We start from the raw sequence: 26,281 nt of genomic DNA, 5'->3' as shown, positions 1-26,281 counted from the left end.
CTGCCCATGATGCGTCAGTATGAGCTTGTCGAGCGCGTCCAGCGCTACAAGCCTGACGTCAACGAGGCGCTGCTCAACAAGGCCTACGTCTATGCCATGCAGAAGCATGGCCACCAGAAGCGGGCCTCCGGCGACCCATATTTCTCGCATCCGCTCGAAGTGGCGGCGATCCTGACCGAGATGCACATGGACGAGGCGACGATTGCCGTCGCGCTGCTCCACGACACCATCGAGGACACCACCGCCACCCGCGCTGAGATCGACGAGTTGTTCGGCCCGGAGATGGGCAAACTGGTCGAGGGGCTGACCAAGCTGAAAAAGCTCGACCTCGTGTCGAAGAAGGCCGAGCAGGCGGAAAACCTGCGCAAGCTTTTGCTTGCGATTTCCGAGGATGTGCGCGTGCTTCTGGTCAAGCTCGCCGACCGCCTGCACAACATGCGCACCCTTCACCACATGCGCGAAGACAAGCGCCTGCGCATCGCCGAAGAGACGATGGAAATCTATGCGCCGCTGGCCGGGCGCATGGGCATGCAGGGCATGCGCGAGGAACTGGAGGAGATCGCCTTCCGCTACATCAACCCCGAGGCGCACCGCATGGTGACTGAGCGGCTGGCGGAGATGTTCGAGCGCAGCAAGGGCGTGCTCACCGAAATCGAGAAGTCGCTTTCGACCCTGTTCGAAAAATACGCGATCAAGGCCGACGTCACCAGCCGCCAGAAAAAGCCGTGGTCGGTGTTCCGCAAGATGGAAGCCAAGGCGCTGTCGTTCGAGCAGCTTTCCGACATTTTCGGCTTCCGCGTCGTCGTCGATACCGTGCCAGATTGCTACCGGGCGTTGGGTGCGATCCACACCACATGGTCGATGGTGCCGGGGCGCTTCAAGGACTACATTTCGACGCCCAAGCAGAATGACTACCGCTCGATCCACACCACCATCGTCGGGCCGTCGCGCCAGCGCGTCGAATTGCAGATTCGCACGCAGGAAATGAACAAGGTGGCCGAGTACGGCGTTGCCGCGCACTCGATCTACAAGGATTTCGGTTCGAAAGAGGCGGGTGCCAAGCCAAACGGCGCGACCCACCAGATTTCCAAGGAAACCAATGCCTACGCATGGCTGCGGAGGACCATCGAGCAACTGGCCGAGGGCGACAACCCGGAAGACTTCCTCGAAAACACCAAGCTGGAGCTGTTCCAGGACCAGGTGTTCTGCTTTACGCCGAAGGGCATGCTGATCGCGCTGCCACGCGGCGCGACGCCGATCGACTTCGCCTACGCCGTGCACACCGATGTCGGCGACAGTTGCGTCGGCGCCAAGGTCAACGGGCGCATAATGCCGCTGATGACCGAACTGAAGAATGGCGACGAGGTCGAGATCATCCGCTCCAAGGCGCAGGTGCCGCCGGCGGCGTGGGAATCGATCGTGGTGACCGGCAAGGCCCGCTCCGCCATCCGCCGCGCCACGAAGAACGCCATCCGCAAGCAGTATTCCGGGCTCGGCATGCGCATTCTGGAACGCGCCTTCGAGCGCACCGGCAAAAGCTTCACCAAGGAAAGCCTGAAGCCGGTGCTGCACCGGCTGGCGCGCAAGGATATCGAGGACGTGCTTTCCGCTGTCGGTCGCGGCGAACTGGCCTCCGCCGACGTGATCAAGGCGGTTTTCCCCGACTACAAGGACGAGCGCGTGACCGCGCCGGTGCCGAAGCAGAAGGAGGAAGGCTGGTCGCGTATCCGCAACGCCGCCGGCATGCTGTTCCAGATTCCCGGCCGCAGCTCGCGCCGTGGCAAGGACCAGCCGAAGGACGGTGCGGTGCCGATCCGCGGGGTGAGGGGCGACCTGCCGGTTCATTTTGCGCCGGAAGGTGCAGTCCCCGGTGACCGCATCGTCGGCATCGTGCAGCCCGGATCGGGAATTACCATCTATCCGATCCAGTCGCCGTCGCTGACCGCCTTCGACGACCAGCCCGAACGCTGGATCGATGTGCGCTGGGACATCGATGAAAACAACAAGGAGCGCTTTCCGGCGCGGGTTTCCGTCACCGCCATCAATGCGCCGGGATCGCTTGCAGATATCGCGCAGGTGATTGCATCCAACGACGCCAACATCCATACGCTGTCGATGGTGCGCACGGCCCCCGACTTCACCGAAATGCTGATCGACCTTGAAGTGTGGGACGTGAAGCACCTGAACAGGCTGCTGTCGCAGCTCAAGGAAAACTCTAGCGTGAGCGATGCGCGGCGCGTCAATGGCTGACCGCTGAAGCAAACGCCCGCAAGGCGACTCGAACTGGATAGGCAAGGCATGAATACCAATGAAGTGCTCGATGTTTTTCGTTCCGCAGGAGCCGTGCTGGAAGGGCACTTCATCCTGACTTCAGGCTTGAGGAGCCCGGTTTTCCTCCAGAAAGCCCGTGTTTTCATGCATGCGGACAAGACAGAGAAGCTGTGCAAGGCGCTGGCCGCAAAGATCCGCGCGGCGGTTCCGGGCCGTATCGACTACGTTGTCGGGCCTGCCGTGGGCGGCCTGATCCCTGCCTATGAGACCTCGCGCCATCTCGGCGTTCCGGCGATCTGGGTCGAGCGCGAGCAAGGCGTTTTCAGGCTGCGGCGCTTCGAGATGGAGAAGGGCGCGCGTGTCGTCATCGTCGAGGACATCGTGACCACCGGCTTGTCGATCCGCGAGACAATCGAGTGCCTGCGCGACCTTGGCGCCGAGGTTGCGGCCGCGGCGTGCATCATCGACCGTTCCGCCGGCAAAACCGACGTGGGTGTGCCCCTGATTGCCCTCGCGGAATATGAAGTTCCGGCGTATCCTGCGGACAATCTGCCGCCGGAACTTGCCGCAATCCCGGCCGTTAAACCCGGCAGCCGCAATATCTGACGCTGAGTGCCTGTCGAATGCTTTTCAAGCGCAGGGAAACTGAGAGTTTTGGCCAGAAGGTGCGTATCTGGCTGTGGCCGCGCCGCTCGATCTCGCGATCGCTGCGCTATTTCGCCAAGCGGATACTGAGGTTGAAGGCGACGCCGCACGCGGTCGCCGCGGGCGTCGCGGCCGGCGTGTTTGCTTCGTTCTTTCCCATCGGCATCCACTTCGTCATCGCCGCAATCGTGTCCTGGCTGATTGCCGGAAACATGGTGGCGGCAGCGCTTGGCACGACGCTTGGCAATCCGCTGACCGTGCCGGTGCTGTGGGGTGCGTCCTACGAAACGGGCAAGCTGATCCTGCACGAGAACGCAGGCGGCCCGCCGGCGCATCTCGGCGCCATGCTGCACGACCTGAGCTTTGCCGAATTGTGGAACCCGATCCTGAAGCCGATGGCGATAGGCGCGGTTCCGCTCGGCCTCGCAGCCGGCCTTTTGGCCTACGGCGTTACGCGCTGGGGCATGACGGTGTTTCGCGAGCAGCGGCGCAAGCGGCTGGCTGAGCGGGCAGGCGGGCATCCGGCGCTCGGAACGGGCGGCAAGATCGGTTCCGCCTCACGATGATCATCGGCATCGGCAGCGATCTCATCGACATTCGACGGGTGGAAAAATCGCTGGAGCGCTATGGCGAGCGCTTCGTGCAGCGTATCTACACCGATGTCGAGCAGGCGCGTTCGGAGGGCAGGCGGCAGCGTGCCGCTTCCTATGCCAAGCGATTCGCCGCCAAGGAAGCCTGCGCCAAGGCGCTGGGGACCGGCATTTCCCAAGGGGTGTTCTGGCGCGACATGGGCGTTGCCAACCTGCCGAGCGGCAAGCCGACCATGGCCCTGACCGGCGGTGCTGCCGAGCGGCTGGCGAAAATCCTGCCGGCGGGTCACCAAGCCGCGATCCACCTGACGATCACCGACGATTTTCCACTGGCCCAGGCTTTCGTCATCATCGAGGCGCTGCCGGTCACGCAAACGCCACAGTGGCTCGTAAAGGCATAGTGATCCCGTGCGACCACCGCGACGTTGCTCCCAGCACGTTCAGCCCTTATAGAACCAACGCATGAACGAGGACGACATGAGCGTGGTTGACAAATCCGAGAAGAAATCCGGCGGGCTTGGCGAGACCGTCAGCGTCATCGTTCAGGCGCTGCTTCTGGCGCTGGTTATCCGCACGCTTCTTTTCCAGCCTTTTTCGATTCCTTCGGGCTCGATGCGTCCGACCTTGCTGGAAGGCGACTATCTGTTCGTGACCAAGTGGGCCTACGGCTATTCGCGTTATTCGCTGCCGTTCTCCCCCAACCTGTTTTCCGGCCGCATCTGGGGCGGAGAGCCTGAGCGCGGCGATGTCGTGGTGTTCAAGTTCCCGCCGAATCCGTCGATCGACTACATCAAGCGAGTGATCGGCCTGCCCGGCGACAAGATCCAGATGAAGGGCGGCCAGCTTTTCATCAACGACGCGGCCGTGGCGCGCGAGAAGGTCGGCCAGATCGACAATGCCGACATCACCGAGGTCGCCCGCCCGGTCGATGTCTACCGCGAGACTCTGCCCAATGGCGTAAGCTACGATACGCTCGACCTGACCCAGAACGGCATCGGCGACGATACGCAGGCGTTCGAGGTGCCGGCCGGCCATTATTTCATGATGGGCGACAACCGCGACAACTCCAGCGACAGCCGGTTCACCGTTGGCTACGTGCCGAACGAAAACCTGGTCGGGCGCGCCAATATCATCTTCTTCTCGATTGCCGACGGGTCGAGCCCGCTCGAAATCTGGAAATGGCCGACCGATATGCGTATCGGACGCCTGTTCAACTTCATCCACTGAGATGGCGACGGCAAAACGGCTGACCGCTGACGCGCTCGCCGAAGCGCTGTACGAGCGGACCGGCCATGCGTTCCGCGACACCCAGCGCCTGCAGCGCGCGTTGACCCATGCCAGCGCCCGCAGCGCCCATGCCGGGATCGACTACGAGCGCTTCGAGTTCCTTGGCGACCGCGTGCTTGGGCTGGTGGTTGCCGACATGTTGCTGGCGGCCTATCCGAACGCGGTCGAAGGCGAATTGTCGTTGCGTCTCAATGCGTTGGTAAATGCCGAGGCATTGTCGGAGATTGCCGAGGAGATCGGCCTGCCCGAACTGATCCGGGCTGGTTCCGACGTGCGCAACCTGGCTGAGCGCAAGCGCGTCAACCTGCGCGCCGATGCGCTGGAATCGCTGATTGCAGCGCTCTATCTCGATGGCGGGCTGGAGGCGGCGAGGAGCTTCATCCATCGCTACTGGATGCCGCGTTCGCGCGCCATGGCGACCGCCCGGCGCGACCCCAAGACGGAATTGCAGGAATGGGCGCACCAGGCTGCGGGCGACACGCCGGCCTACCAGATCGACAGCCGCGAGGGGCCGGACCACGATCCGGTCTTCACGGTGACGGTGAAGGTGGGCAGGTTCGATCCCGCCCAAGGCAAGGGCCGCTCCAAGCGCGAGGCCGAGCAGGCTGCCGCGGCAGCCCTTCTAGTGCGCGAGGGTGTATGGTCGGTTGAAGGGAGTGCCGCATGAGCGCCGATGAAGACATGCCGGCAGGCGAGACACCCGCGACCCGCTCCGGTTTTGTGGCACTGATCGGTGCGCCGAATGCCGGCAAGTCGACGCTGGTCAACCAGCTTGTCGGCACCAAGGTCTCCATCGTGACGCACAAGGTGCAGACGACGCGGGCGCTGGTGCGCGGCATCGCCACCCACGGCACGGCGCAGATCGTGTTCGTCGATACGCCCGGCATCTTCAAGCCGCGCCGAAGGCTGGACACCGCGATGGTCACCACCGCCTGGGGCGGGGCCAAGGATGCCGACGTCGTGCTGGTGCTGATCGACGCCGAGCGCGGCATCAAGGGCGACGCCGATGCCATTCTCGAGCGGCTGAAGGATGTGCAGCAGCCGATGGTGCTGATCCTCAACAAGGTCGACCGTGTGAAGCCCGAGGCGCTGCTGGCGCTTGCCAAGGTGGCGAACGAGCGCGTTCCCTTCCAGGGCACCTTCATGGTGTCGGCGCTGACCGGTTCCGGCTGCAAGGACCTGCTCGACTATCTGGCGCAAAAGCTGGCGGCTGGCCCGTGGTATTATCCGGAAGACCAGATCTCCGACCTGCCGATGCGCCAGCTTGCGGCGGAAATAACCCGCGAGAAGCTGTACCTCAGGCTGCATCAGGAACTGCCTTATTCTTCCCATGTCGAGACCGAGAAGTGGGAAGAGAAGAAGGATGGCTCGGTGCGCATCGAGCAGGTGATCTATGTCGAGCGCGACAGCCAGAAGAAGATCGTGCTCGGCCACAAGGGCGAGACGATCCGCGCCATCGGCGAGGCTTCGCGCAAGGAGATCGGCGAAATCCTCGAACAGAAGGTGCACCTGTTCCTGTTCGTGAAGGTGCGCGAGAACTGGGGCAACGACCCCGAGCGCTATCGCGAGATGGGACTGGATTTCCCCCGTTGATGTTCGGGTGAGGGCGGCCTGCCAAAAGGCGGCCCCTGCGCTTCCGGTGATGATGTACTTTACGTACACTGCTCGCCGGTTCTCGATGCCCGCCATTCCCGGCACGCCCTGACCTGAACATCGGCGCAGCGAAGCCTCTTCCGGAATCCGGCCTGCAAGCGCCGCCTCGGCCATCAATTCCGTTCCGCCCGAACCCGTTTTGCGCTATGCTCGCAAGGCTTGCTCAGATCGGGAGGTGCGCGATGACGTACATCAATACCGTGACCGAAAGCGACCCGGGTTCCAAGACAGCGCAGATGTATGCCAGAGCGCAGGCCGGCTATGGCTATCTGCCCAACATGGTGAAGGCGTTCAGCCATCGCCCCGAAGTCATGGAAGCCTGGAACGGTCTTCTTGCCAGCATTAAAACGGGCATGGATTTGCGCCGCTATGAACTTGTCACCATGGCTGCGGCCAAGGAACTGCGCAGTTCCTACTGCATGCTCGCCCACGGCAGCATCCTGCTCAACGGCCATTTCACCGCGCCGGAGCTTCAGGCCGTAGTCGAGGATGTCGAGACCTCGCCGCTCAACGAAACCGAGCGGGCCATCATGCGCTTTGCCGCCAAGGTGGTGCGCGATGCCACTTCGGTCAGTGAACGCGACGTGGATGACCTGCGCCGGCGCGGTATCTCCGACGGCGAGATTTTCGACATCGTTGCCGCTGCTGCCGTGCGTTGCTTCTTCAGCAAGACGCTCGATGCATTGGGCGCGCAGCCGGACGGCGTCTATCATGAGATCGAACCGCATCTGAAGCGCGCGCTGGTGGTTGGCCGCGATATAGATGCCGGCTGCGACCTCTCGCGCTCGGCCTAACAGTTCAGGTGAGGGCGGCCTGCAAATGGCGGCTTTCTGCGCTTCCGGTGCTCATGTACTTTACGGTACACTGCGCGCCGGTTCTCGAAACCCGTCATTTTCGGCACTCCCTGACCTGAACTGGAGAGGTCGAGTGGCTGGAGGTGCCAGACGGCCCGACTGCCGCAGCTTGATTTCGCCACCGAAGCCGTCAAAGCTCGCAAGATGGAATGGCGTGACGAGGGAATCATACTTGGGCAGCGCAGGCATGGCGAATCGAGCGTCATCCTCGAAGTGATGACGCGCGCCCACGGCCGCCATCTCGGCCTCGTGCGCGGCGGCCGTTCGCGCAAGCAGCAGCCGGTGCTTCAGGCCGGCAATCGCATCGACCTGATCTGGCGCGCGCGGCTGGACGAGCATCTCGGCATCTATCAGGCCGAGGCGCTGGACATGAACGCGGCGAGGCTGATGGACAGCGCCGTTGCGGTCTACGGCCTGCAAGTGCTGGCCGCGCATCTGCGGCTTTTGCCGGAACGCGACGCGCATCCCGGCCTTTATGAAACGCTGATGGTGATGGTCGAGCATCTCGACGATGCCGATGCCGCCGGCGAACTGGTGGCGCGCTTCGAGCTTCTGGTGCTTGACAGCCTGGGCTTCGGCCTCGACCTCAGCGAATGCGCGGCGACCGGCACGCGCAACGATCTGGCCTATGTCTCGCCGAAGTCGGGCCGGGCGGTGTCGCGGCAGGCCGGCGAACCCTGGCGCGACAAGATGCTGGCGCTGCCTGCCTTCCTGGAGCGCGGAGCGGGGCGCAGGGCCGATCCGGCCTCGCTGGAGGATGCTTTCCGGCTGACCGGATTTTTCCTCACCCGCCATGTCTATGAACCGCGCGGGATCGAGCAGCCGGACGCTCGCGCCGGTTTCCTGCTGGCGCTGCGAAAGCATTTCGCCGGGCGGGCGGCGGTTACCGGAGAGACGGCAGCTTGAGCGCTGAAATGGCGAAAGCGGCGCTTAAGCATATCCGCAGCGACGGGTGGCATTCGGTTGCGAAAAGTGTTCGATACCAATCTGGCCGTGTGCCTGGCAAGCTGATGGTGTGAGACTGCATGTTCGAGATCGGCATCATCGCGATCATCGTGCTGTTCGTTGTAACGACGCGGCAGCACAAACGCATCAAGCGCATAGAGAGCGATCTGGCCGCGGTGAGGGAGGCTTTGGCCGGCCATGCACCGGTGGCCGCTGCGGCGGAACCGGCGGCCGTGGCGAAAGAACTCCCGAAGGATGCCGATCTGCCTGAAGGCACGGTTGCGCAGGCTGCGGCAGTCGAAGCCGCAACCGGAGGCGGCAAGGCTTCCGAACCGCCACCCATTGATGAGGATAAGGCAGAGCCAGCGGTAGGGCCGTGGAATTGGCGTGCCCGGACTCCTGATGAAGATGCGCAGGAAGCCACTGCGAGCGCCGCGTCTGCGTCGGCGAAACCGCGGGATATCGAAACCGCACTCGGCACGCGCTGGGCGGTTTGGGTCGGCGGCATCGCGCTGGCGCTCGGCGGCCTGTTTCTGGTGAAGTACACGATCGAAGCGGGCGTATTCGGCCCGGGCGTGCGGCTGACCATGGCTTCGATCCTCGGCCTCGTCATGGTCGCGGGCGGCGAATTCATCCGCCGAACCGGTTTCAAGGTACCGGTGCAGGGTGCTGCCGGAGCGTATATCCCGGCGATCCTGACGGCGGCAGGGGCCTTTACCCTTTTCGGCGCGATCTATGCCGCGCACGGCGTCTATGGCTTTATCGGACCGGGCCTCGCCTTCACCCTGCTGGGCATAATCGGCATCGCGACGATTGCGGCTGCACTTGTCCACGGGCAGGCGTTGGCCGGCATCGGCCTGCTTGGCGCGCTGGCGACGCCGATGCTCGTTTCCTCGCAGTCGCCCAACGCCTGGGCCTTGTTCGGCTATCTGGCGATCGTGCTTGCCGCGACCGGCGCCATCGCGCGCATCCGCCGCTGGGCGCTGCTGATGACGGCAGCCTTCGTCGGCACCGGCCTTTGGACCTTGCTCTACATGGCCGAGACGCCGCAACTCGACTTTGCCGTGTTGATGTTCATCAGCGTAGTGACGCTGGCCGTGCTTGTGTTCCTGTGGCTGACTGGCGACGACGGTGAGGGCAGGGTCGGTTGGCCAAGCGTTGCGGTAGCATTCTTCCTTGGCCTTTCCGCGCTCGTCATGTTCAGCGCCACCGATTCTCTTGCCCAAGGCGGGCCTGCATGGGCAGCAATCATCCTCATTGCGATGGTTGCGGCGGCACTCTACAGGCGCGGCGCGGTGGCATTGTTGCACGGCGCAGGTATCGTTGCCGCCTTGGCCTATCTGTTCCTGATGCCGCTGGATTCGCTTTGGCTCGACCTGTCCAATGGCTACCTTTCAGTGGACGGCATGACAGCCGTTAGGGCCGATGGCCAGATGCGTCCAATCGGCATCCTGCTCGGTATCGTCTTCATCGGCACGGGCTTCTGGTCGGCACACCGGCTGGCGGCGTCGAACCCGAACAGAGCCGCCTCGTGGGCGTTCTGGGGCGTCACCGCTCCGCTCGTGATCCTGCTTTCGCTTTGGATCGCCTTCGGCGACATCGACAGGGATTTCCTCCGCGCGTTGATCGCATTGGCCTTGCTTGTTGGCTTCACCGCCGGCGCGGAATGGATTGCGCGCAGCAAACGACCTCCTCTCTTTGGAGGCCTTGCGGTGTCTTTCGCGCTGATCGGCGCGGGCGTGGCGGCGCTGTTGATGATCCACATGGCCTTCGGTTCGGGCATGACCACGGTGCTCCTGGGCGCGGCCGCAATCGTTCCGGCGCTCGCCACCCGTTGGCGCAGATATCCGGTGCTGGGTTGGCTGTCGGCGGGTGCTGCGGTTGCCGTTCTGGCACGCATCGCCTTCGATCCGACGATTGTCGGCGCCGAGTTCCTGTCGCGCACGCCTGTGTTCAATTGGCTGTTGCCCGGCTACGGCGTGCCGGCGCTGGCCTTCGGCTTCGCAGCCTGGCAGCTTGCGCGCACGACGAACGGCCGGCCGCGCCTGATCATGGAGGCGATGGCGGCGCTGTGCGGGCTTCTGACGCTGGCCATGCTGGTGCGCCACGCCATGCATGGCGGCGTTATCGATGCGGGCGTGCCGACGCTGGCCGAGCAGGCAATCTACACGCTGATCGCGCTGGGTGCCGGCGCAATATTGGTGGCGCTGGACATGCGCTCGCCAAGCTCGGTGCTGCGCTATGGCTCGCTTGCCGCCGGCGTGGTGTCGGTGCTGTTCATTCTTGGCCAGCACTTTGCTGTGCTGAACCCGCTGTTCACCGATGAATCGACCGGGCGCATTCCGGTGTTCAACCTGTTGTTCCTGGCATACCTACTGCCTGCGATAGCGGCCGGCGTGCTGGCGCTCTATGCGCGCGACAAGCGGCCCTACTGGTATTCGGCCATGCTGGCGGCGGTGGCGGCCTTGCTCCTGTTCGCCTATGCGACGCTCTCAGTGCGGCGGCTGTTCAAGGGCGAGTTCATCGCGCTGTGGAGCGGCATGGAGCAGATCGAAACCTACAGCTATTCCGCATTGTGGTTGGTCATGGGCGTGGCCCTTTTGGCCGGCGGGGTGCGGCTGCGCTCGCAGGTGTTGCGCATCGCTTCCGCAGCCCTGATCGCCATCGCCGTGCTCAAGGTGTTCCTGTTCGACATGTCGGAACTGGAGGGCGTACTGCGGGCGCTGTCGTTCATTGGGCTGGGTGCCGTCCTGATTGGCATCGGCCTGTTCTACCAGCGGCTTTTGACGCGGGCCGCGAAGGCCGGTTGAGGCACTCCGATAGTGCAAAACCTTGCTTTTCGGGGTAGTTGGAATAAATCAGGCCCCTTGCACGTTTCCCTAGTGCTTGGGTGATCGAGGCGCTGGCACGCGCTGCAGACCGCTTGCATTGGAAGCGGCGCCGCAATTGGGCGGTTGGCGGAGAGGAGCACGTTTCGGCAAGCGGCTATGGATGGCAAGAAGGCAGCGATTCTTGGCGAAATCCCGCGTTTGCGCCGCTACGCGCTTGCCTTGCTGCGCGATCGCGATGCCGCCGACGATCTGGTGCAGGACTGCCTGGAACGCGCGCTGAGCCGCCTCGACAACTGGCAGACCGGAGAAAGTCCCCGGAGGTGGCTGTTTACGATCATGCATCATCTCTTCATCGACCAGATACGCAAGGTGGACCGGCGTGGCGAAGCGGCGATGCTGTCGCTCGATACCGACGAGGCGCTTGCCGCACCCGCCGAGCAACTGGATACGATTGCTTCGCGCGAGATCGTCAACGCGCTGCATGCCATCAGCCCGGAGCGGCGCGCGGCGCTGGTGATGGTTGCCATCGAGGGCTTTTCCTACGCCGAGGCCGCCAACATGCTGGGCGTTCCGGCGGGCACTTTGATGTCGCGCATTTCACGGGGCCGCGAAGAACTGAGGGGCCTGCTGGAAGACAGCGCCCGGCGCCGCACACTGAGAGTTGTCGAGAAATGACCCGGCGCGACTTTTCCGAACGTGACATCCATCTGGCGCTCGACAACGAGTTGCCGGGCGACGAGCGCGCCGGCTACGAGGCATGGCTTGAGGCCAATCCCGAAATGAAGGCGAGGAGCGCCCGCTACGCCAGCGACAACGAAGCCTTGCACGCGGCTTTCTCGGATGTGCTCGACGAGCCGGTTCCGGCACGCCTGCAAAACATCGTCATTGGCGAGACGGTGGCTAACCCGCCCGCTTCCCGCTCGAAATGGTGGTTTGCGGCTGCCGCGGTGCTGCTGCTCAGCCTTGGCGGAGTGGGTGGCTATTTCGCCGGCGCGATCGGGCTCGATGCCGAGGTCGGTCCGGCTGACCGCCTGGCTGAAGAGGCGATTGCCGCGCATGTCATCTATGCTGCCGAAAAGCGCCATGCCGTCGAAGTGCCGGCGAGTGACAAGGATCACATGCAGACCTGGCTTTCCAACCGGGTCGGGCTGAAGCTGGTGGCGCCGGATCTGACCGAGGACGGTTTCGAGCTGGTCGGCGGCAGGCTGCTGCCCGCCTCAGGTTCCAGCAAGGCGGCGATGCTGCTTTACGAAGACGCAAGCGGCAACCGCATCTCGCTGTTCGTCATCTCGGAATCCGCTGCCAAGACGGCGGGCGTCTACAATGAGGAAAAGGATGGGCCGACCGCCGTCTACTGGCTGGACAGGGGCTATGGCTGCGCCGTTGTCGGAACGCTGCCCAACGACCGTTTGAACGAGGTTGCCAAGCGCGCCTACAAGCAACTGGTTTCGTCTATCTGGAGCTAGGGGCGAGGTTCAGGTGATGGTGGCCTGCGAATGTCGGCTTTCTGCGCTTCCGGTGCTCATGTACTAATACGTACACTGCGCTCCGGTTCTTGAAATCCGCCAATCTCGGTGCACCCTGACCTGAATCTCGGCACCCTAGCTAGCCTCGGGGCCAAGTTGACTGCGGCCTTCCCAGGTGACGTCTATCACCGTTCGGTGCGCTTTTTGCGTCGATCTTTGGAGTCACAATTCGGCCCAATTCGAGGAGCGCTTAAATGCTCCGTTGCGGGCTGAGAAGCGAGTCCGTTCCGACAAGGATATTCCCACCGCCGATCGAGGTTTTCCAACCCGCATGCCTGCCGAAATCCGCACGGCCCGCGCGTCTGACGTCGATGCTCTCGCCGCCATCGAGACCGCCGTTTTCGAGGGCGACCGCATCTCCCGCCGCTCGTTCCGCAAGCTGATCGAGCGCGAGACAGCCGAAACCCTTATTTCGGAACTGGACGGGTGCGTGGCGGGCTATGCCATCGTGCTGTTTCGCAAGGGCAGCGGCGTGGCGCGGCTCTATTCGCTGGCGGCCGGTCCGGATTTTTCCGGCAAAGGCATTGGCCGCGCGCTGCTGGAGGCAGCCGAGAACACCGCCTTCGAACATGGCCGCATGCTGTTGCGCTTGGAAGTGCGCGAGGACAACCTGCGCGCCATCGGCATCTACGAGAAGGCAGGCTTTCGCCGCATTGGCCGCGAGACCGACTACTACGAGGACGGGGCGCCCGCGCTGCGCTTCGAAAAGACCTTGCGCGGCGGCGCGCCGGTGACGACCGCGGTGCCATTTTACGAGCAGACCTGCGATTTCACTTGCGGGCCGTGCTGCCTGATGATGGCGATGGCGCATTTCGAGCCCAGCTTCGTGCCCGATCCGGTAATGGAAATCCGGCTTTGGCGAGAGGCGACGACCGTATTCATGATGTCGGGGCCGGGCGGCTGCGAACCGTTCGGCCTAGCGGTCGCGGCGCATGAAGGCGGGCTTGCGACCGAAATCCTTGTGTCTTTCCACGGCGCGCTGTTCCTGCAATCGGTGCGCAGCGAGGAAAAGCGCCGCGTGATGGAACTGGCGCAGGTCGATTTCCGCCGCCGCGCCGACAGCTACGGCATCCCGGCCAGCTATCGCGCCTTCACCATCGACGACATCCGCGCGGCGATTGCCGACGGCAAGCTGGTTCTGGTTCTGGTGAGCGGCTTCCTGATGTTCGGCAAGAAGGTGCCGCACTGGGTGCTGGCCATCGGCGACGACGGCGACCATATCCTGATCCACGATCCATGGGTCGAGGACGAAAAGGAAGAGACCCAGTCGGACGCGGCCAACATTCCCGTGCCCTATGCGATCTTCATGACCATGGCGCAATTCGGCCGCGATGGACTGCGCGCGGCCATAATGCTTGGAAAGCGCGGCCGATAATGAGCTGGGTTATCCTGACTGGACGCCAATCCGACCTCACCCAGGCGGCGACCCCGCACAAGATCATCACCAACCGCGACTACCTTGCGCATCCGGCGCTGTTTCGCGGCCAGCGGCCCAAGGTGATCAACCTTTCCAACAATTACGGCTACCAGAGCCGGGGCTACTATGCCTCGCTGCTGGCGAGTTCGCGCGGCCACAGGGTCATCCCGACCGTCGAGACGATGATCGACCTGTCTGAGCACAAGCTCTACGAGAACGCGCTGCCGGAGCTGGAGCTGGCGCTGAACAAGTGCCGCAAGGATCTTGGCGCATATCCGGCCAAGGTTTGCATCTTTTTCGGCATCGGCCCATCCAAGGCCTGGGACCGCTTCGCAAGGCTTTTGTTCGACTGGTTCCGCGCGCCCGCTCTGGAGGTTTCGATCAAGGACGCTTCCGGGTGGGCCTCGATCCGCAAGATCGGTTTCCATCCGCTCGCTCGCATGAGCCCCGAGGAGATGAAGAGGTTCACCGCGTGCCTCGACGTCTATACGGGCCGCGAATGGCGCGAAACCAAGACGCGCACGCCTGCCCGCTACACCTTCGCCACGCTGGTCGATCCGAATGAGGAACTGCCGCCCTCGGAGATTTCTTCATTGCGCCACTGGGCGAGGATTGCCGAGAAGATGGGCGTCGAGGTCGAGCCGATCACCCGCAAGGACTTGGCCAAGCTTGCCAATTACGATGCGCTGTTCATCCGCGAGACCACCTCGATCTCCAACCATACCTACCGCTTTGCCCGCAGGGCGCAGCAGGAAGGCATGCCGGTGATCGATGATCCGCTGTCGATGATCCGCTGCACCAACAAGGTCTATCTGAACGAGCTGATGACGGCCAACAAGGTGCCGGTGCCGCCGACGGTGATGATCGCGGGCATCTCCGACTTGCAGCTTGCCGCCGATACTCTGGGCTTTCCGCTGGTGCTGAAGATCCCGGATTCGTCCTTTTCGCGCGGCGTCAAGAAGTGCTCCGACGTGGAGGAACTGAAGGCGCTGGCCACCGAATGGCTGGAAGATTCCGATCTTTTGATCGCGCAGAAATTCATTCCGACCAAGTTCGACTGGCGCGTCGGCGTGCTTGGCGGACAGCCTCTGTTCGCCGTTCACTACCTGATGGCGAGGAAGCACTGGCAGATCGTCAACCACAAGGCGAACGGCAAGCCGGACCAGGGCGGCATCAAGACCTTCACCTTGAAGAACGCACCGGCGCAGGTGGTCGAGACGGCGGTGAAGGCGGCAAGCTGTATCGGCGACGGCCTTTATGGCGTCGACCTCAAGGAGACGAATGACGGCATCTTCGTCATCGAGGTCAACGACAATCCGAACCTCGATCACAATTGCGAGGACACGGGCGAGAAGGACGAGGTCTGGGTGCGGCTGACCCAGTGGTTCCTCGACCGGCTGGAGAAGCAGCGGCGCTGAACCTGCCTACTGGATGTTTATGGCGGTAAGCTGCCATTCTCCCGAGCCGTCGAGATATTTGAGGTCGACGACGTAACGCGAGCGGATTTGCGCGCCGAAGCCGTTTTGGGCGTCGACCCAGGCGACGACATGGAAGCCGCAATCCGGCTTTGGCGACACCGCGACCTGATCGTCCGTGATCCACGGAAACTCGGCCGTGGAAGGGGCTTTCAGGCTGCGCTTGACGAATTCCTGTGACATGACGAAGGCCATCGTGGTGTCGGAGCAGGCCTTGGCAAGCCGGGCAGCTTTCTCTTCCGCCGCCTTGGCAGCTTCCTCGGCTGCGCGCGCCTCTGCATCTTTCTTGCGCTGCTCCGCGTCGAGTGCGGCTTGCCTGGCTTCTTCTTCTGCCTTCAGTTTCGCTGCCGCCGTGCGTTCAGCTTCCGCGTTCGCATTCGCCGCCGCTTGCTCGGCCTGCCTTGCCGCCTTGCGCTCGGCGCGCGCCTGCTCGAGACCCTCGCGTGAGGTCAGGCCGTAGTCGAGATAGGCGAACTGGTTGCACCAGATGATGGCGATGAAGGATAGCACGAACAGGCCGGCGGCAAGTTTGGTATGGAAGATGGCGCTCTGTCGCCATCGTGGCCGGATCAATCGCAGAATGGAAACGATCAACCAAAGCGCCGACAACGACCACACGATCGCGCCGGCCAGAATGCCAGTCTCGAACACTTGAAATTCCCCCCGCCGCAATCTTTGCGCAAACGGAGAAGGATGCCAACTCTTATTCGATGCCGGATTGAACGGCTTCCAGATATGCCGCCTGCAACTCGGCAAAGACCGAGCGGGCAGGGGCGGGAGCGTCTAGATGCAGGTGGCGCAGTTCGGCCATGAAGGCATCCCACATCTGCGGTCCGCCATTCTCCAGAAGTTCCGCCCGCACCGAAAGCTCGCGCGAAACCGGAGTGTGCCTGCGTCCCCATGCGCCCATTGCCGCAAGCAGCGGCACGAGCTGGATGGCGGGCTCGGCCAGGCTATAGATTGCCTTCTGGCTGTGGCTTGGATCGTCGCGTTTCCACAAAAGACCATTGGCGACAAGGCGCTTCAGCCGGTCGGCCAGAATGTTGGAGGCGATGCTTTCCTCGGAGTTGTTGAGCAGTTCGCGAAAGTGCCGCCGGTTGCCGAACATGACGTCGCGAATGACGATCAGGCTCCAGCGGTCGCCCAGCATTTCCAGCGTCAGATTGATCGGGCAGCCCGAGCGGTGCGCGGCGTCCATTTGGCGTCAAACTTCCGATTCACAAAACCGATTGCAAAATAGGATCGGTTCAACTACAACACAACCAGTTGCAAATCACAATCAGTATATGCGAGGGAGGAGACGGTGGCGAAGGTCGTGCTTTCCATGTTCATGACGCTTGACGGCTATTTTGCCGGGCTGGGCGGCGAGTTCATGCCGCCTCCTTGGTCCGACGGGATGGAGGCCTGGGCGCTTGAGGCGATGCAGCAGTCTGGCCATTTCCTTTATGGCCGCGTCAATTTCCAGTTCAACAAGGGCTTTTGGGAAGCGGCCAAGACAGACCCGGACAGCCCGGCCGCGGGCATTGCCTATGCGGGCGAGATGAACGCCAAGCCGAAGACGGTGTTTTCACGCACGCTGAAGGGCGATCCGGGCTGGAATGCGACGCTGGTGAGCGATGATATTCCGGCCAGAATCGCTGAACTCAAGGCAACAAACGAAAAGGACCTTTTCCTGTTCGGCGGTGCCAGGCTTGCCCGCAGTTTCATCGATCTCGATCTGGTCGATGAATACCGCCTGCTGGTTACGCCAACGATACAGGGATCGGGCGAGCGTCTGTTCGGAACGGGCACCAGGCCCATCGATCTGGCGTTTGTGGAGTCACGCCCAATCGATACCGGTGCGGTACTTTTGCGCTACCGACGCAGCCGGGAGACTTGAAGCGTGGCCCTCGAACTTTATGCGCATCCGTTCTCGTCCTACTGCCAGAAGGCGCTGACGGCGCTCTACGAGAATGAGGTTCCGTTCACCTACGTCATGCTCTCGCAGGAAAATCCGGGCGCAATCGAGGAGCTTGAAGCGCGCTGGCCCATGAAGCGCTTTCCCATGCTGATCGACAATGGCCGATCCATCCACGAAGCGACGATCATCATCGAATACCTGCACGCATTCCATCCGGGGCCGGTACGGCTCATTCCAGACGATGCAAAGCGGGCGCTCGAAGTGCGCTTCATGGACCGGTTCTTCGACAATTACATCTCGACGCCGCAGCAGAAGGTGGTCTTCGATGCTTTGTGCAAGCCGGAAGAGCGCGACCCCAAGGGCGTGAGCAATGCGCGCGAGATGCTCGAAAAGGCCTATGGCTGGCTGGAAAAACATATGGCGGGCCGCGAATGGGCGGCGGGCGAGAGCTTCAGCATGGCGGACTGCGCGGCTGCGCCGTTCCTGTTCTATGCCGATTGGACGCACGAGATCGCGGAGCGGTTCGAGAATGTGCGCGCCTACCGCGCGCGGCTCAACCGGCGTCCGTCCTTTGCGCGTGCCGTCGATGAAGCGCGCCCGTACCGCCCGTACTTCCCGCTCGGCGCGCCCGACCGCGATTGAGCGGTGAGCTTCAGGCGCTCTTGCCGCGCGCTTTTTCCAGCGCGGCAAACCGCTTGACGAAGGCATTCTGCGCCCATGTCACCGAGCGCGGCGTCACGTCGAAACCGTCGGCGCTGATGCCGCGCGGACGGCCGAAGAATTGCGTGGCCTCGCCGGTCGAAAACCCTGCGAGAAGCGTCGCCTCGAAATAGGCAGCGACCTGGTCAGCCCGCTTGATATCCTTGCGCAGGCCGAGGCCGAGTTCTGCCGGCAGCGAGAAGCGCAGATGGATGGCGCGTTGCAGCCGATGCTCGCAATCCTTGTAGCCGCCGCCGACCACCGACTTGAACGGCGAGATCATGTCGCCAATGACATATTCGGGTGCGTCGTGGAGCAAGGCGGCGAGCTGCGCCTCCGGTGAAGCGTCCATCACAAGCTTCGAGAATATCGCCTCGACGAGAAGCGAGTGCTGCGCGACCGAAAAGGCGTGCTCGCCGCTGGTCTGGCCGTTCCAACGGGCGACGCGGGCGAGCCCGTGCGCAATGTCTGAAATCTCGACGTCGAGGGGCGAGGGATCGAGCAGGTCGAGCCGCCGGCCCGACAACATGCGCTGCCACGCACGCGGCGGTGCGCCGGCGCGGTCGGCCATCAGGCATCCTCCGTGCCGGTGGCGTCCTGCGGAAAGGTGAAGCTGGCCCATTCCGGGATTGCAAGCTGGACAGGCACGTCGCCGGCCAGAATGGTTTGCCCGCCATCCAGGGCAGTCTTGACCCTGTCGATGCGGGCAATCGCCAGCCCGGTCTTGCCGAAAGTGGAACCGAGCGTTCCGACGGAGCGCCCATTGACCGTGAGGTCTGTCCCTGCGGCGGGCAGCGGCTGATCAGCTGAGGCGATCAGCACGCGCCGCCGCGCGGTGCCGCGGTGCTGCATGCGCGAGACCACTTCCTGGCCGACATAGCAGCCCTTCCTGAAGCCGACGCCGCCGGTCTGGTCGAGCAGAACGTCATGCGGAAAGGCGTCGCCGAGCTGATAGTCGAGGCCGCTTTCGGCAATGCCGCTGGAGACGCGGAAGGCGTGCCACGCCGCAGGGTCGCCTTGCGCGGAAGCCGGTTCGTAATCGCGCCTGACGGAGCCGGACGGGAAGCGCGTGTCCACGACGCTTGTTGAATCAGTTCCTGAAGGGGTTGAATCATCTTGCCACCTGACCGTGACAACGGATTGATCCTGCTTGGAGATTTCCGCCTTGGCCCGCAATTTGTAGAGCATCAGCCGGCGTTGGAAGTCGCTGGCGATGTCCGCGCGGCACTCGATCCTGAAGGCATCGTCGCCTGCGCGCGAGATGAGGAAATCGAACAGGATCTTGCCTTGCGGGGTCAAAAGCGCGCCGGGCTTTGCCTCGCCCGGTTTGAGGGCTTCGAGATCGACGGTCAGGATGTTTTGCAGGAAGTGCTCGGCCTCGGGGCCGGACACAAGGATGAGCGCGCGATCTTCAATGAGGGCGAAGGGCATGGATGAAAAGGGGCCTGATATTGCAAACTACCAGCCTTACGTAGTCCGCCGAGGGTGCCCCCGCAAGCATCCATGCGACAGGAGCAACGCTCCTGCACAAGCCTCCTGACAGCAATGGCAAGGCGTATCAGTCGCCGGCGACGAAGAACGCCCACTTGCCTTCCGGCGTGATGCCGACGCGATAGAAGATGTAGGTGCCGAACTGCTTCATGTCCTCGTAGTCGCCTGCCGTGACGATCTTGAACAGTTCGACCCGCTGGCGCGCGTCCAGCTTGTCGAGTGGCAGTGCGAAGAAGTAAGGCCAGACATAAAGTTCCTGCGGCGTGCCGGCGTCGAGATGGACATAGCCGGCATTGAGCACTTCTTCCATGATGGCGAGGATTTCCTGGCCCTCGGTGTCGCCCGAGAGGCTTTTCAGGAACTCGATCGGCTCGCCTTCGACATCGGTCAGCGACAGTTGCGTGGCATCGTCGCCCATGCCGATCAGCGGCTTCAGCTTCTGGATATCGCCGCTCTTGCAGGCTTCGACGATCAGGTCGCGCATGCGGCGCACCGGTTCCGGCAGCCGGGTAAGGTCGTAGACCACTTCCGGCAGCGGCTCGTCCGGGTTGATATGCGGCCGGGCGATGCTGCCGTCTTCCGCCGGCGATTCGGGATCGACCTGCGCCGGTGACTCATTGTCTTCCGGTGAAGCAGGCTGTTCCGTCGAAGGCTTTGGCGTCTCGATCGGGTCCGGCATAGGCACGGCATTGGGCGATCCGTCATCGTCGGCGGGCGGCGAGACAGTCGAGGGCAGCTCCTCGCGTTTGATTTCGCTGAGTGCCGACGCAGGGAGAACCGCTGCCAAAAGGGCAGGCGTCGTCGTGGCGCATACGGCCAGCATGATGAGGCTGAGCCGCACAATGCCCAACCTGCCTGAATGTGGAAAATTCAATGCCCGCATCTCCTTCACGCCGGCATGATGCCCCAAGGCCAAAGATGCGTCAAAAGCTGTTTGACGGCAGGCGTTAGTGACGCAGGCGTTCCGGCTCGAACGCGCCGGCGATCACCTTTTCGCGCATACGGTCGAGAAGGGCTAATGCCGCGGTTTCGCCGTTGGTTCGCAACATTTCGCCAAAAGCGGTCTCGAGCGCGGCTTCGGCGATGATTTCGGGCTCGATTCCGGCCGAAAGGCCTTCGGCCCAAGCCTCATTGTGGCTTTCGACGGCGGTCAGGCGCTTTTCTTCCCTGACCATTGCGTCGATATCGTTTACGCTGTGTTCCATACGCAACTACCACCCTTTTCAAGCGCCGACCCTTCATACGAGGATCAAACTTGAGGCGTTCCCTTGTTGGCCGAAGCTGTGCGATTTCTGTAGGGCATTGTAATCAAAACGAAATTTCGATCGTATTTTACAATTCCCGGATGGTCCCGCTGACTCGGCCCGTATTCCAACACCATACAGCAACAGAATGCGGCACGATATCGATCTCTAAGGTTTAAGTTAATTTGCCGAAGGGCAATTAACCGCGTCTTCATACATATATTGGGTGAGGTGCCGCAATGCCGAAATACCCCAGCCCCGATTCCATGTCTGTCGAGGGCTGATCGTCCGTGCAGGTAGGCCGGTGAATAGCACTTCCCTCATGCCCACGCCAGCAGGCGCTGGGCATGATTCGGCGTATTCCCGGGCTCAAAGCGACTTCCGGCTACGCTACCGCGGCACGAGCACAGAGCTTGTTGCCGTCCGGATCGCGCAAATAGGCGAGATAAAGCTTGCCGGCGGCGGATTCGCGAATGCCCGGAGGGTTCTCGATCGAGGTCCCGCCATTTTTCACGCCGGCATCGTGCCAGGCGTTGACGACGTCGGCGCTGTCCATTTTCAGGCCGATGGTTCCGCCATTGGCATGGGTAGCGTCCTTGCCGTCGATGGGCTTGGTGACGAGCAAGCGGCAACCGTCCTTGGAATAGACGAGCCGGCCTTTCGCATCGATCGCTCCAGGTTGGGAACCGGCAGCCGCGAAGATTGCATCATAGAACTTGCGTGATTTTTCGATGTCGTTCGTGCCGACGACAATGTGACTGAACATTTGGCAGTGCGCCTCCTTGATTGCGCCGATATTGAAATCCCATCCGGCAGCCGCAGGCAAGGTCCGCGTGATGGGCCAGCGGCCATGTGCACTGGTTGCTTCAGGTCGAACGTGAAACGAGCCATGCCAGGCCGCGGACGATCCAAAGGGCAACGATCCAGACAAAACAGAGCGGCAAGGCGAAGACCACCCAGATCGGGGCGAGGTTCGAGCCGGCCATGAAGCCAAGGACAGCGACTGCAACTGCGGCCCCTACGGTGTAAATCGGCAGCCATGCAGCTGTTCGCCAACGCCCGTCGAGCGTGCGCAAGGCCGCGACCTGGAGGACCAGCCACATGACGGCGGCTACAGGCAAATATGTGACGAACAACTCCTCCATTGCCCCTCGCCAGCGCTTCTCCGATAGGAAAGCGTCTAGTTGCCGTAACGCGATGCGATATCGCGGGTCAAAGCTTCGCCTTCTTTCATGTAGCGGTTGATCGCTTCGGTGGCGGACGGCGTGCAGGCCTTGTAGGATTCGCTGAAGGAGCGATAGCCGCGATTGAAGGAGGCGATGAAGCGGGCGCGGCGCTCGGGATTTGGATTTTCCGATTCGAGCAGCTTTTCCATCTGCCCGCGCCAGTCATTGCCCGCCTCGCCGCACAGGTTGCGCAGGAAGTGGAGCGAACCCAGCACCTCGGCGAGCCGCATCAGGCCGGCCTCGAACGGCGCTTCGACGGCAACCGCCGGTCGCGCCGGCAGGACGGCGGAAACGGCAAGGGCAGCGACAAGGAAAAGCGAAGCACGGTTCATGCGTCTTTGTGGCCAAGCAATTTGTCGGCTGCAAGACCAATCTCTGCATCGTCGGCTCTGGTGGTGTCGGGGGCCAGCAACCTCTCGGCGATGGCGAACACGGAATCCGCCAGCGGCAGGGCGGACATCTCGGCCAGAGTATAAAATGCGGCGGTTGCGGCATCGTCGCTGGCGAGAGCTTCGCCGCCGGTGTAATCCGCGCCGAACACGGTCAGCCGGTAGTCGACCGGATGGTTGTCGCGGGCGCCTTCGATGAAGATGGTTTCCAGAGGCCGGAAAGAAACGCCGCTAAGCGTGGTTTCCTCCATCAGTTCGCGCCGCGCCGCTTGCTCCAGCGTTTCGCCGGCTTCGACCTTGCCGCCGGGAAACGCATAGAGCCCTTGCGAGGGCGGCAACGCGCGCTTCACCAGGAGGACGCGATCGCCACGCACGAGCGCGACCGAAACGGCGGGGATTTCAGGCACGAGGTCCCTTTCTGGATTGCGAAGCCGGAGCCTTTTGTGGACGGCTGGTCTCAGGCAGCTTTAGCGGTTGCGCCGGGATACTTCCATCGCCACCTTGAGGCTGAACACGCAAATCGAGGATTGAGCCATGTGCGGGCGCTTTGCCCTGACCGCAACTGCCGACCAGACGGCAGCCTTCATGGGGATTGGCGAGGTGGAGGAATTTCCGGCGCGCTACAACATCGCGCCGACGCAGCCGATCATGATGGTTCTGTCGGGTCCGCCGCAGCCGCCGGGGTCGAACCTGCCCGACCGGCAGGCGATGCTGGTGCGCTGGGGGCTGTTGCCGTCATGGGTCAAGGACACCCGCGCGTTTCCGCTTTTGTTCAATGCACGCTCGGAAGAAGCGGCGACCAAGGCTTCGTTCCGCACCGCCATGCGCCACCGCCGTGCGCTGGTGCCGGCGTCAGGCTTCTACGAATGGCAGCAGGCTGGCGGCAAGAAGGGGCAGGCCTATTGGGTGCGGCCGAAGCGCGGCGGGCTTGTCGCCTTTGCCGGGCTGATGGAAGCCTATGCCGAGCCGGGCGGCTCGGAGATGGACACAGGCGCTATCTTGACGACGAGCGCCAACGCCGACATCGGCCATATCCATCAGCGCATGCCGGTGGTGATCGAGGAGCAGGATTTTTCCCGCTGGCTGGATTGCCGCAGCCAGGAACCGCGCGATGTGGCGGATCTTCTGAAGCCGGCCGAGCCTGATTTCTTCGAGGCGATCCCGGTGTCCAGCCTCGTCAACAAGGTCGCCAACACCGGCCCGGAAATACAGGAGCGGGATACGGGCGAGGCATTGGCCCAGCCCGAGAAACCGAAGCGCCGGAAGCCCGGCGCCGATGACGATCAGATGACGCTGTTTTAGCAACGTGGCCAGACCACGCGATAAAGCCACCCGATTGGGCGCTCGACTGACGGAACTGGCAAGACGTCTGGTTTTGGTTCTTCAGCGGCAAATCATGCCGCCACCCGGATCGTCACGCAACGCGCGGCGAGAGGAACTTCTGGACGGGCTTCTTCTTCTTGGTGCTGTGGAGCAGGGCTGCGACGATCGCTGCCGGACCGATGGCGCGGTATTGGTTGGCCAGTACTGGTTGCTTGGGTCGCTTTGCTTCCGGTTTTCGAGACATTGTTCTTTCCTTCGGGTTGGTTTCACTTGGAGCGGGGGGTCATGACGACCAAATCGGACCAAATCGTGACATTCGACGCAATAGCCGCGCTTCTGAGGTCGAGGCTGTACTTACATGTTTAATAAAATCTTTCGCTTGCGCCGGTCTTGCGGCAAACTGGCATTTCCGGCCAATTTTGCGGCTTGACTGCAACAGGGGCGAAAGCGATAAAGCGCGCCATGGAAACGTCTTTTGCCATTTGTGGCATTTCGATTATCGGCTAGCTTCGCGCTGGCCCGGACGTTTTCGCCTCATCTTTCTTCCAGAGTGGACAAACGAACCGGCCAGCCAGGCTGATCTTTGTGCGCTTTTTTCAACCGGCCAAAGCCGGGAAGGGGATGAATGTCCAAGGCAGTTGCAGGAAAACCCGGTTCCAAGGGCTTGCGCCTCTACAACACCCTGACCCGGTCGAAGGAGGATTTCGCTCCGATCGATCCCGACAATGTGCGCATGTATGTCTGCGGCCCGACGGTCTACGACTTCGCCCATATCGGCAATGCGCGCCCGGTCATCGTGTTCGACGTGCTCTACCGCCTGCTGCGCCATCTCTATGGCGAGGCCCATGTCACCTATGTGCGCAACATCACCGACGTCGATGACAAGATCAACGCGCGCGCCCTGCGCGACTTCGGGGCCGACATCGCTTCCGGCAAGCTTTCGCTCAACGAGGCGATCCGCCGCGTGACGGAAAAGACCGCCGACCAGTTCCACAAGGATGTGGCGTCGCTCGGCTGCCTGCCGCCGACCTTCGAGCCGCGCGCAACGGAATTCGTGCAGCCCAGGCCAGACGGCAAGACCGACATGATCGGCCTGATTCAATCTCTCATTGAACGCGGCCATGCCTATGAAGCGGCAGGCGAAGTCCTGTTCGATACGGGCTCCATGCCCGAATATGGACAGTTGTCGAAACGCCCGCTTGACGAACAGCAGGCCGGTGCCCGCATCGCGGTCGACGAACACAAGAAAAGCCCCGGCGATTTCGTCTTGTGGAAGCTTTCGTCTCCGGAAGAACCGGGGTGGGACTCGCCTTGGGGCAGGGGCCGGCCCGGCTGGCACATCGAGTGCTCGGCAATGTCCTCGGCCTATCTCGGCGAAGTGTTCGATATCCACGGTGGCGGGCTGGACCTGATCTTCCCGCACCACGAAAACGAAATCGCCCAGTCGCGCTGCGCCCACGGCACGCATGCTATGGCCAATGTGTGGATGCACAACGGCTTCCTGCAGGTCGAAGGCCAGAAGATGTCGAAGAGCCTCGGCAATTTCTACTCGATCAACGAATTGCTGGAGACGGACACCTTCGGCGGGCGCAAGTGGCCGGGCGAGGTGCTGCGCCTTGCCATGCTCATGACGCACTATCGCGAGCCGATCGATTTTTCCGTGCGCAAGCTGGAGGAAGCGGAAAATACGCTGCGCAAATGGAAGCGCGCAGCCGATCTTGCCGAGGGTGAGGGGAAACTACCCGACGGCGTGATCGAACACCTGTCGGACGATCTGGCGACTTATGGCGCGTTTCAACACCTGACTCAGTTGGCAAGTGAAGCTAGTGACGGCGACGCGCCGGCTGCATCTTCGCTCAAGACTGCGTTGGAGTTCTTCGGCTTTGACGTCAGCGCGGAAGTTGACCATGCCGTGGTCGAAGCTTCCATTGCACGTCGTCTGGCAGTTATCGCCGAGAAGAACTGGGCCGAGGCCGACCGCATCCGCGATGAACTTCTGGCGCAAGGCATCCAGTTGAAGGACGGCAAGGACCCTGCAACGGGCGAACGCATCACAATATGGGAGGTGAAGCGATGATCGACCATACCGGAATTCCTGTTACCGATTTCGAGGCTTCGAGGACATTCTATGACGCGGCGCTGGCGCCTCTTGGCGCATCGCTGGTGATGATGGTGCCGGAGGAGTTTACCGGCGGCGCCAAGGTTGGCGGATACGGCTACGACAGGCCGCAATTCTGGCTGCACGAGAGCAAGGAGAGCGGGCCGGGCCGGCACTATGCCTTTACCGCCGACAAGCGCGAGGAAGTCGACGCATTCTATGAGGCGGCGATGGATGCTGGCGGCCGCGACAACGGCAAGCCGGGAGTGCGCGAGCACTACCATCCCAACTATTACGGTGCCTTCGTGCTCGATCCCGACGGCAACAATATCGAAGCCGTATGTCATGGTCCGGCATGAGAAAAATGACTCTGCGATCAGCCACTTGCCGGCTTTTGCTGAATCGGCTCGCTGACGG

At 62.5% G+C, this 26,281-nt stretch carries 30 protein-coding genes; 19 read left to right on the top strand and 11 right to left on the bottom strand.

Features of this window, described 5'->3' with window-relative positions; translation table 11 throughout:
• The first annotated feature begins 6 nt into the window (after positions 1-6).
• From ASD50_RS01765 to ASD50_RS01700, 14 genes are all read left to right on the top strand, one after another.
• Positions 7-2,250, top strand: a complete 2,244-nt coding sequence (locus tag ASD50_RS01765; RefSeq protein ID WP_056235056.1) for a RelA/SpoT family protein — start codon at positions 7-9, stop codon at positions 2,248-2,250.
• A gap of 48 nt (positions 2,251-2,298) precedes the next feature.
• The gene (gene pyrE, locus ASD50_RS01760) at positions 2,299-2,877 is read left to right on the top strand and encodes an orotate phosphoribosyltransferase (RefSeq protein WP_056235053.1); all 579 of its coding nucleotides are present in this window, start codon (positions 2,299-2,301) and stop codon (positions 2,875-2,877) included.
• 17 nt (positions 2,878-2,894) lie between these two features.
• Positions 2,895-3,482: a DUF2062 domain-containing protein gene (locus ASD50_RS01755; RefSeq protein ID WP_056235051.1), complete on the top strand. Its 588-nt coding sequence runs from the start codon at positions 2,895-2,897 to the stop codon at positions 3,480-3,482.
• A complete protein-coding gene (gene acpS, locus ASD50_RS01750) occupies positions 3,479-3,907 on the top strand; it encodes a holo-ACP synthase (protein WP_056235048.1) in 429 nt (142 codons plus the stop codon). Before ASD50_RS01755 ends, acpS begins: the two co-directional genes overlap by 4 nt.
• A gap of 76 nt (positions 3,908-3,983) precedes the next feature.
• Positions 3,984-4,733 (top strand): signal peptidase I, encoded by a 750-nt coding sequence (gene lepB / locus ASD50_RS01745; protein WP_056235108.1) that lies wholly within the window; start codon positions 3,984-3,986, stop codon positions 4,731-4,733.
• Between the two features lies 1 nt (position 4,734).
• Entirely contained in the window at positions 4,735-5,460 is a 726-nt protein-coding gene (gene rnc / locus ASD50_RS01740) for a ribonuclease III (protein WP_056235046.1), read from the top strand.
• Complete coding sequence (era, locus tag ASD50_RS01735; RefSeq protein ID WP_056235044.1) at positions 5,457-6,386, top strand: GTPase Era; 930 nt, start codon at positions 5,457-5,459, stop codon at positions 6,384-6,386. Before rnc ends, era begins: the two co-directional genes overlap by 4 nt.
• 242 nt (positions 6,387-6,628) lie before the next feature.
• A complete protein-coding gene (locus tag ASD50_RS01730) occupies positions 6,629-7,240 on the top strand; it encodes a carboxymuconolactone decarboxylase family protein (RefSeq protein WP_056235105.1) in 612 nt (203 codons plus the stop codon).
• A gap of 204 nt (positions 7,241-7,444) precedes the next feature.
• Positions 7,445-8,206: a DNA repair protein RecO gene (gene recO, locus ASD50_RS01725; protein ID WP_056235040.1), complete on the top strand. Its 762-nt coding sequence runs from the start codon at positions 7,445-7,447 to the stop codon at positions 8,204-8,206.
• A gap of 119 nt (positions 8,207-8,325) precedes the next feature.
• Complete coding sequence (locus ASD50_RS01720; RefSeq protein WP_056235035.1) at positions 8,326-11,055, top strand: DUF2339 domain-containing protein; 2,730 nt, start codon at positions 8,326-8,328, stop codon at positions 11,053-11,055.
• Positions 11,056-11,232: 177 nt separating this feature from the next.
• On the top strand, positions 11,233-11,751 hold the full coding sequence (locus tag ASD50_RS01715; RefSeq protein ID WP_056235032.1) for an RNA polymerase sigma factor: 519 nt from the start codon (positions 11,233-11,235) through the stop codon (positions 11,749-11,751).
• Positions 11,748-12,542 (top strand): anti-sigma factor family protein, encoded by a 795-nt coding sequence (locus ASD50_RS01710; protein WP_056235029.1) that lies wholly within the window; start codon positions 11,748-11,750, stop codon positions 12,540-12,542. The genes ASD50_RS01715 and ASD50_RS01710 overlap by 4 nt, the downstream gene beginning before the upstream one ends.
• 331 nt (positions 12,543-12,873) lie before the next feature.
• Positions 12,874-13,977, top strand: coding sequence for a GNAT family N-acetyltransferase/peptidase C39 family protein (locus tag ASD50_RS01705; protein ID WP_056235027.1), 1,104 nt, complete (start codon positions 12,874-12,876; stop codon positions 13,975-13,977).
• Positions 13,977-15,437: a RimK family protein gene (locus ASD50_RS01700; RefSeq protein WP_056235023.1), complete on the top strand. Its 1,461-nt coding sequence runs from the start codon at positions 13,977-13,979 to the stop codon at positions 15,435-15,437. The genes ASD50_RS01705 and ASD50_RS01700 overlap by 1 nt, the downstream gene beginning before the upstream one ends.
• A 6-nt stretch (positions 15,438-15,443) precedes the next feature.
• On the opposite strand, the gene ASD50_RS01695 is transcribed toward ASD50_RS01700, so the two are convergent.
• Together ASD50_RS01695 and ASD50_RS01690 are read right to left on the bottom strand one after the other, a co-directional pair.
• Complete coding sequence (locus ASD50_RS01695; RefSeq protein WP_056235020.1) at positions 15,444-16,145, bottom strand: hypothetical protein; 702 nt, start codon at positions 16,143-16,145, stop codon at positions 15,444-15,446.
• 52 nt (positions 16,146-16,197) lie between these two features.
• Positions 16,198-16,692, bottom strand: coding sequence for a winged helix-turn-helix transcriptional regulator (locus ASD50_RS01690; protein WP_056235016.1), 495 nt, complete (start codon positions 16,690-16,692; stop codon positions 16,198-16,200).
• Positions 16,693-16,797: 105 nt separating this feature from the next.
• Between ASD50_RS01690 and ASD50_RS22865 the strand changes: the two genes are divergently transcribed.
• Both ASD50_RS22865 and ASD50_RS22860 read left to right on the top strand, forming a co-directional pair.
• Complete coding sequence (locus ASD50_RS22865; RefSeq protein WP_056235013.1) at positions 16,798-17,373, top strand: dihydrofolate reductase family protein; 576 nt, start codon at positions 16,798-16,800, stop codon at positions 17,371-17,373.
• 3 nt (positions 17,374-17,376) lie between these two features.
• Positions 17,377-18,036 carry a glutathione S-transferase family protein gene (locus tag ASD50_RS22860; RefSeq protein ID WP_056235009.1) on the top strand — a complete coding sequence of 220 codons (660 nt, stop codon included), beginning with the start codon at positions 17,377-17,379 and terminating at the stop codon, positions 18,034-18,036.
• A gap of 10 nt (positions 18,037-18,046) precedes the next feature.
• Here ASD50_RS22860 and ASD50_RS01675 read toward each other — a convergent pair whose 3' ends face one another.
• The 8 genes from ASD50_RS01675 to ASD50_RS01640 form a co-directional block, all read right to left on the bottom strand.
• A complete protein-coding gene (locus ASD50_RS01675; protein ID WP_056235102.1) occupies positions 18,047-18,667 on the bottom strand; it encodes an HD family hydrolase in 621 nt (206 codons plus the stop codon).
• Positions 18,664-19,524 carry a YgfZ/GcvT domain-containing protein gene (locus ASD50_RS01670; protein WP_056235005.1) on the bottom strand — a complete coding sequence of 287 codons (861 nt, stop codon included), beginning with the start codon at positions 19,522-19,524 and terminating at the stop codon, positions 18,664-18,666. The genes ASD50_RS01675 and ASD50_RS01670 overlap by 4 nt, the downstream gene beginning before the upstream one ends.
• 127 nt (positions 19,525-19,651) lie before the next feature.
• Positions 19,652-20,458 carry a hypothetical protein gene (locus tag ASD50_RS01665; RefSeq protein ID WP_056235099.1) on the bottom strand — a complete coding sequence of 269 codons (807 nt, stop codon included), beginning with the start codon at positions 20,456-20,458 and terminating at the stop codon, positions 19,652-19,654.
• A 73-nt stretch (positions 20,459-20,531) separates the two neighbouring features.
• Positions 20,532-20,789 carry a hypothetical protein gene (locus ASD50_RS01660; protein ID WP_056235002.1) on the bottom strand — a complete coding sequence of 86 codons (258 nt, stop codon included), beginning with the start codon at positions 20,787-20,789 and terminating at the stop codon, positions 20,532-20,534.
• 424 nt (positions 20,790-21,213) lie between these two features.
• Entirely contained in the window at positions 21,214-21,594 is a 381-nt protein-coding gene (locus tag ASD50_RS01655) for a VOC family protein (protein WP_056234997.1), read from the bottom strand.
• 100 nt (positions 21,595-21,694) lie between these two features.
• Positions 21,695-21,973 carry a hypothetical protein gene (locus tag ASD50_RS01650; protein ID WP_056234994.1) on the bottom strand — a complete coding sequence of 93 codons (279 nt, stop codon included), beginning with the start codon at positions 21,971-21,973 and terminating at the stop codon, positions 21,695-21,697.
• Positions 21,974-22,008: 35 nt separating this feature from the next.
• The gene (locus ASD50_RS01645; RefSeq protein ID WP_056234990.1) at positions 22,009-22,386 is read right to left on the bottom strand and encodes a TIGR02301 family protein; all 378 of its coding nucleotides are present in this window, start codon (positions 22,384-22,386) and stop codon (positions 22,009-22,011) included.
• A complete protein-coding gene (locus tag ASD50_RS01640) occupies positions 22,383-22,850 on the bottom strand; it encodes an NUDIX hydrolase (protein ID WP_056234987.1) in 468 nt (155 codons plus the stop codon). Before ASD50_RS01640 ends, ASD50_RS01645 begins: the two co-directional genes overlap by 4 nt.
• A gap of 127 nt (positions 22,851-22,977) precedes the next feature.
• Here ASD50_RS01640 and ASD50_RS01635 point away from each other — a divergent pair, with 127 nt between their 5' ends.
• Positions 22,978-23,745: an SOS response-associated peptidase gene (locus tag ASD50_RS01635; RefSeq protein WP_056234983.1), complete on the top strand. Its 768-nt coding sequence runs from the start codon at positions 22,978-22,980 to the stop codon at positions 23,743-23,745.
• A gap of 112 nt (positions 23,746-23,857) precedes the next feature.
• Here ASD50_RS01635 and ASD50_RS23465 read toward each other — a convergent pair whose 3' ends face one another.
• Positions 23,858-24,010, bottom strand: coding sequence for a hypothetical protein (locus tag ASD50_RS23465; RefSeq protein ID WP_156464894.1), 153 nt, complete (start codon positions 24,008-24,010; stop codon positions 23,858-23,860).
• A gap of 381 nt (positions 24,011-24,391) precedes the next feature.
• Here ASD50_RS23465 and cysS point away from each other — a divergent pair, with 381 nt between their 5' ends.
• Complete coding sequence (cysS, locus tag ASD50_RS01630; RefSeq protein ID WP_056234980.1) at positions 24,392-25,843, top strand: cysteine--tRNA ligase; 1,452 nt, start codon at positions 24,392-24,394, stop codon at positions 25,841-25,843.
• Complete coding sequence (locus tag ASD50_RS01625; RefSeq protein WP_056234977.1) at positions 25,840-26,223, top strand: VOC family protein; 384 nt, start codon at positions 25,840-25,842, stop codon at positions 26,221-26,223. Before cysS ends, ASD50_RS01625 begins: the two co-directional genes overlap by 4 nt.
• Positions 26,224-26,281 lie beyond the last annotated feature (58 nt).

The sequence above is a fragment of the Mesorhizobium sp. Root552 genome, from assembly GCF_001427285.1.
In the GTDB taxonomy this organism is placed as follows: domain Bacteria; phylum Pseudomonadota; class Alphaproteobacteria; order Rhizobiales; family Rhizobiaceae; genus Mesorhizobium.
This window is presented reverse-complemented; position numbering and strand designations above follow the sequence as displayed.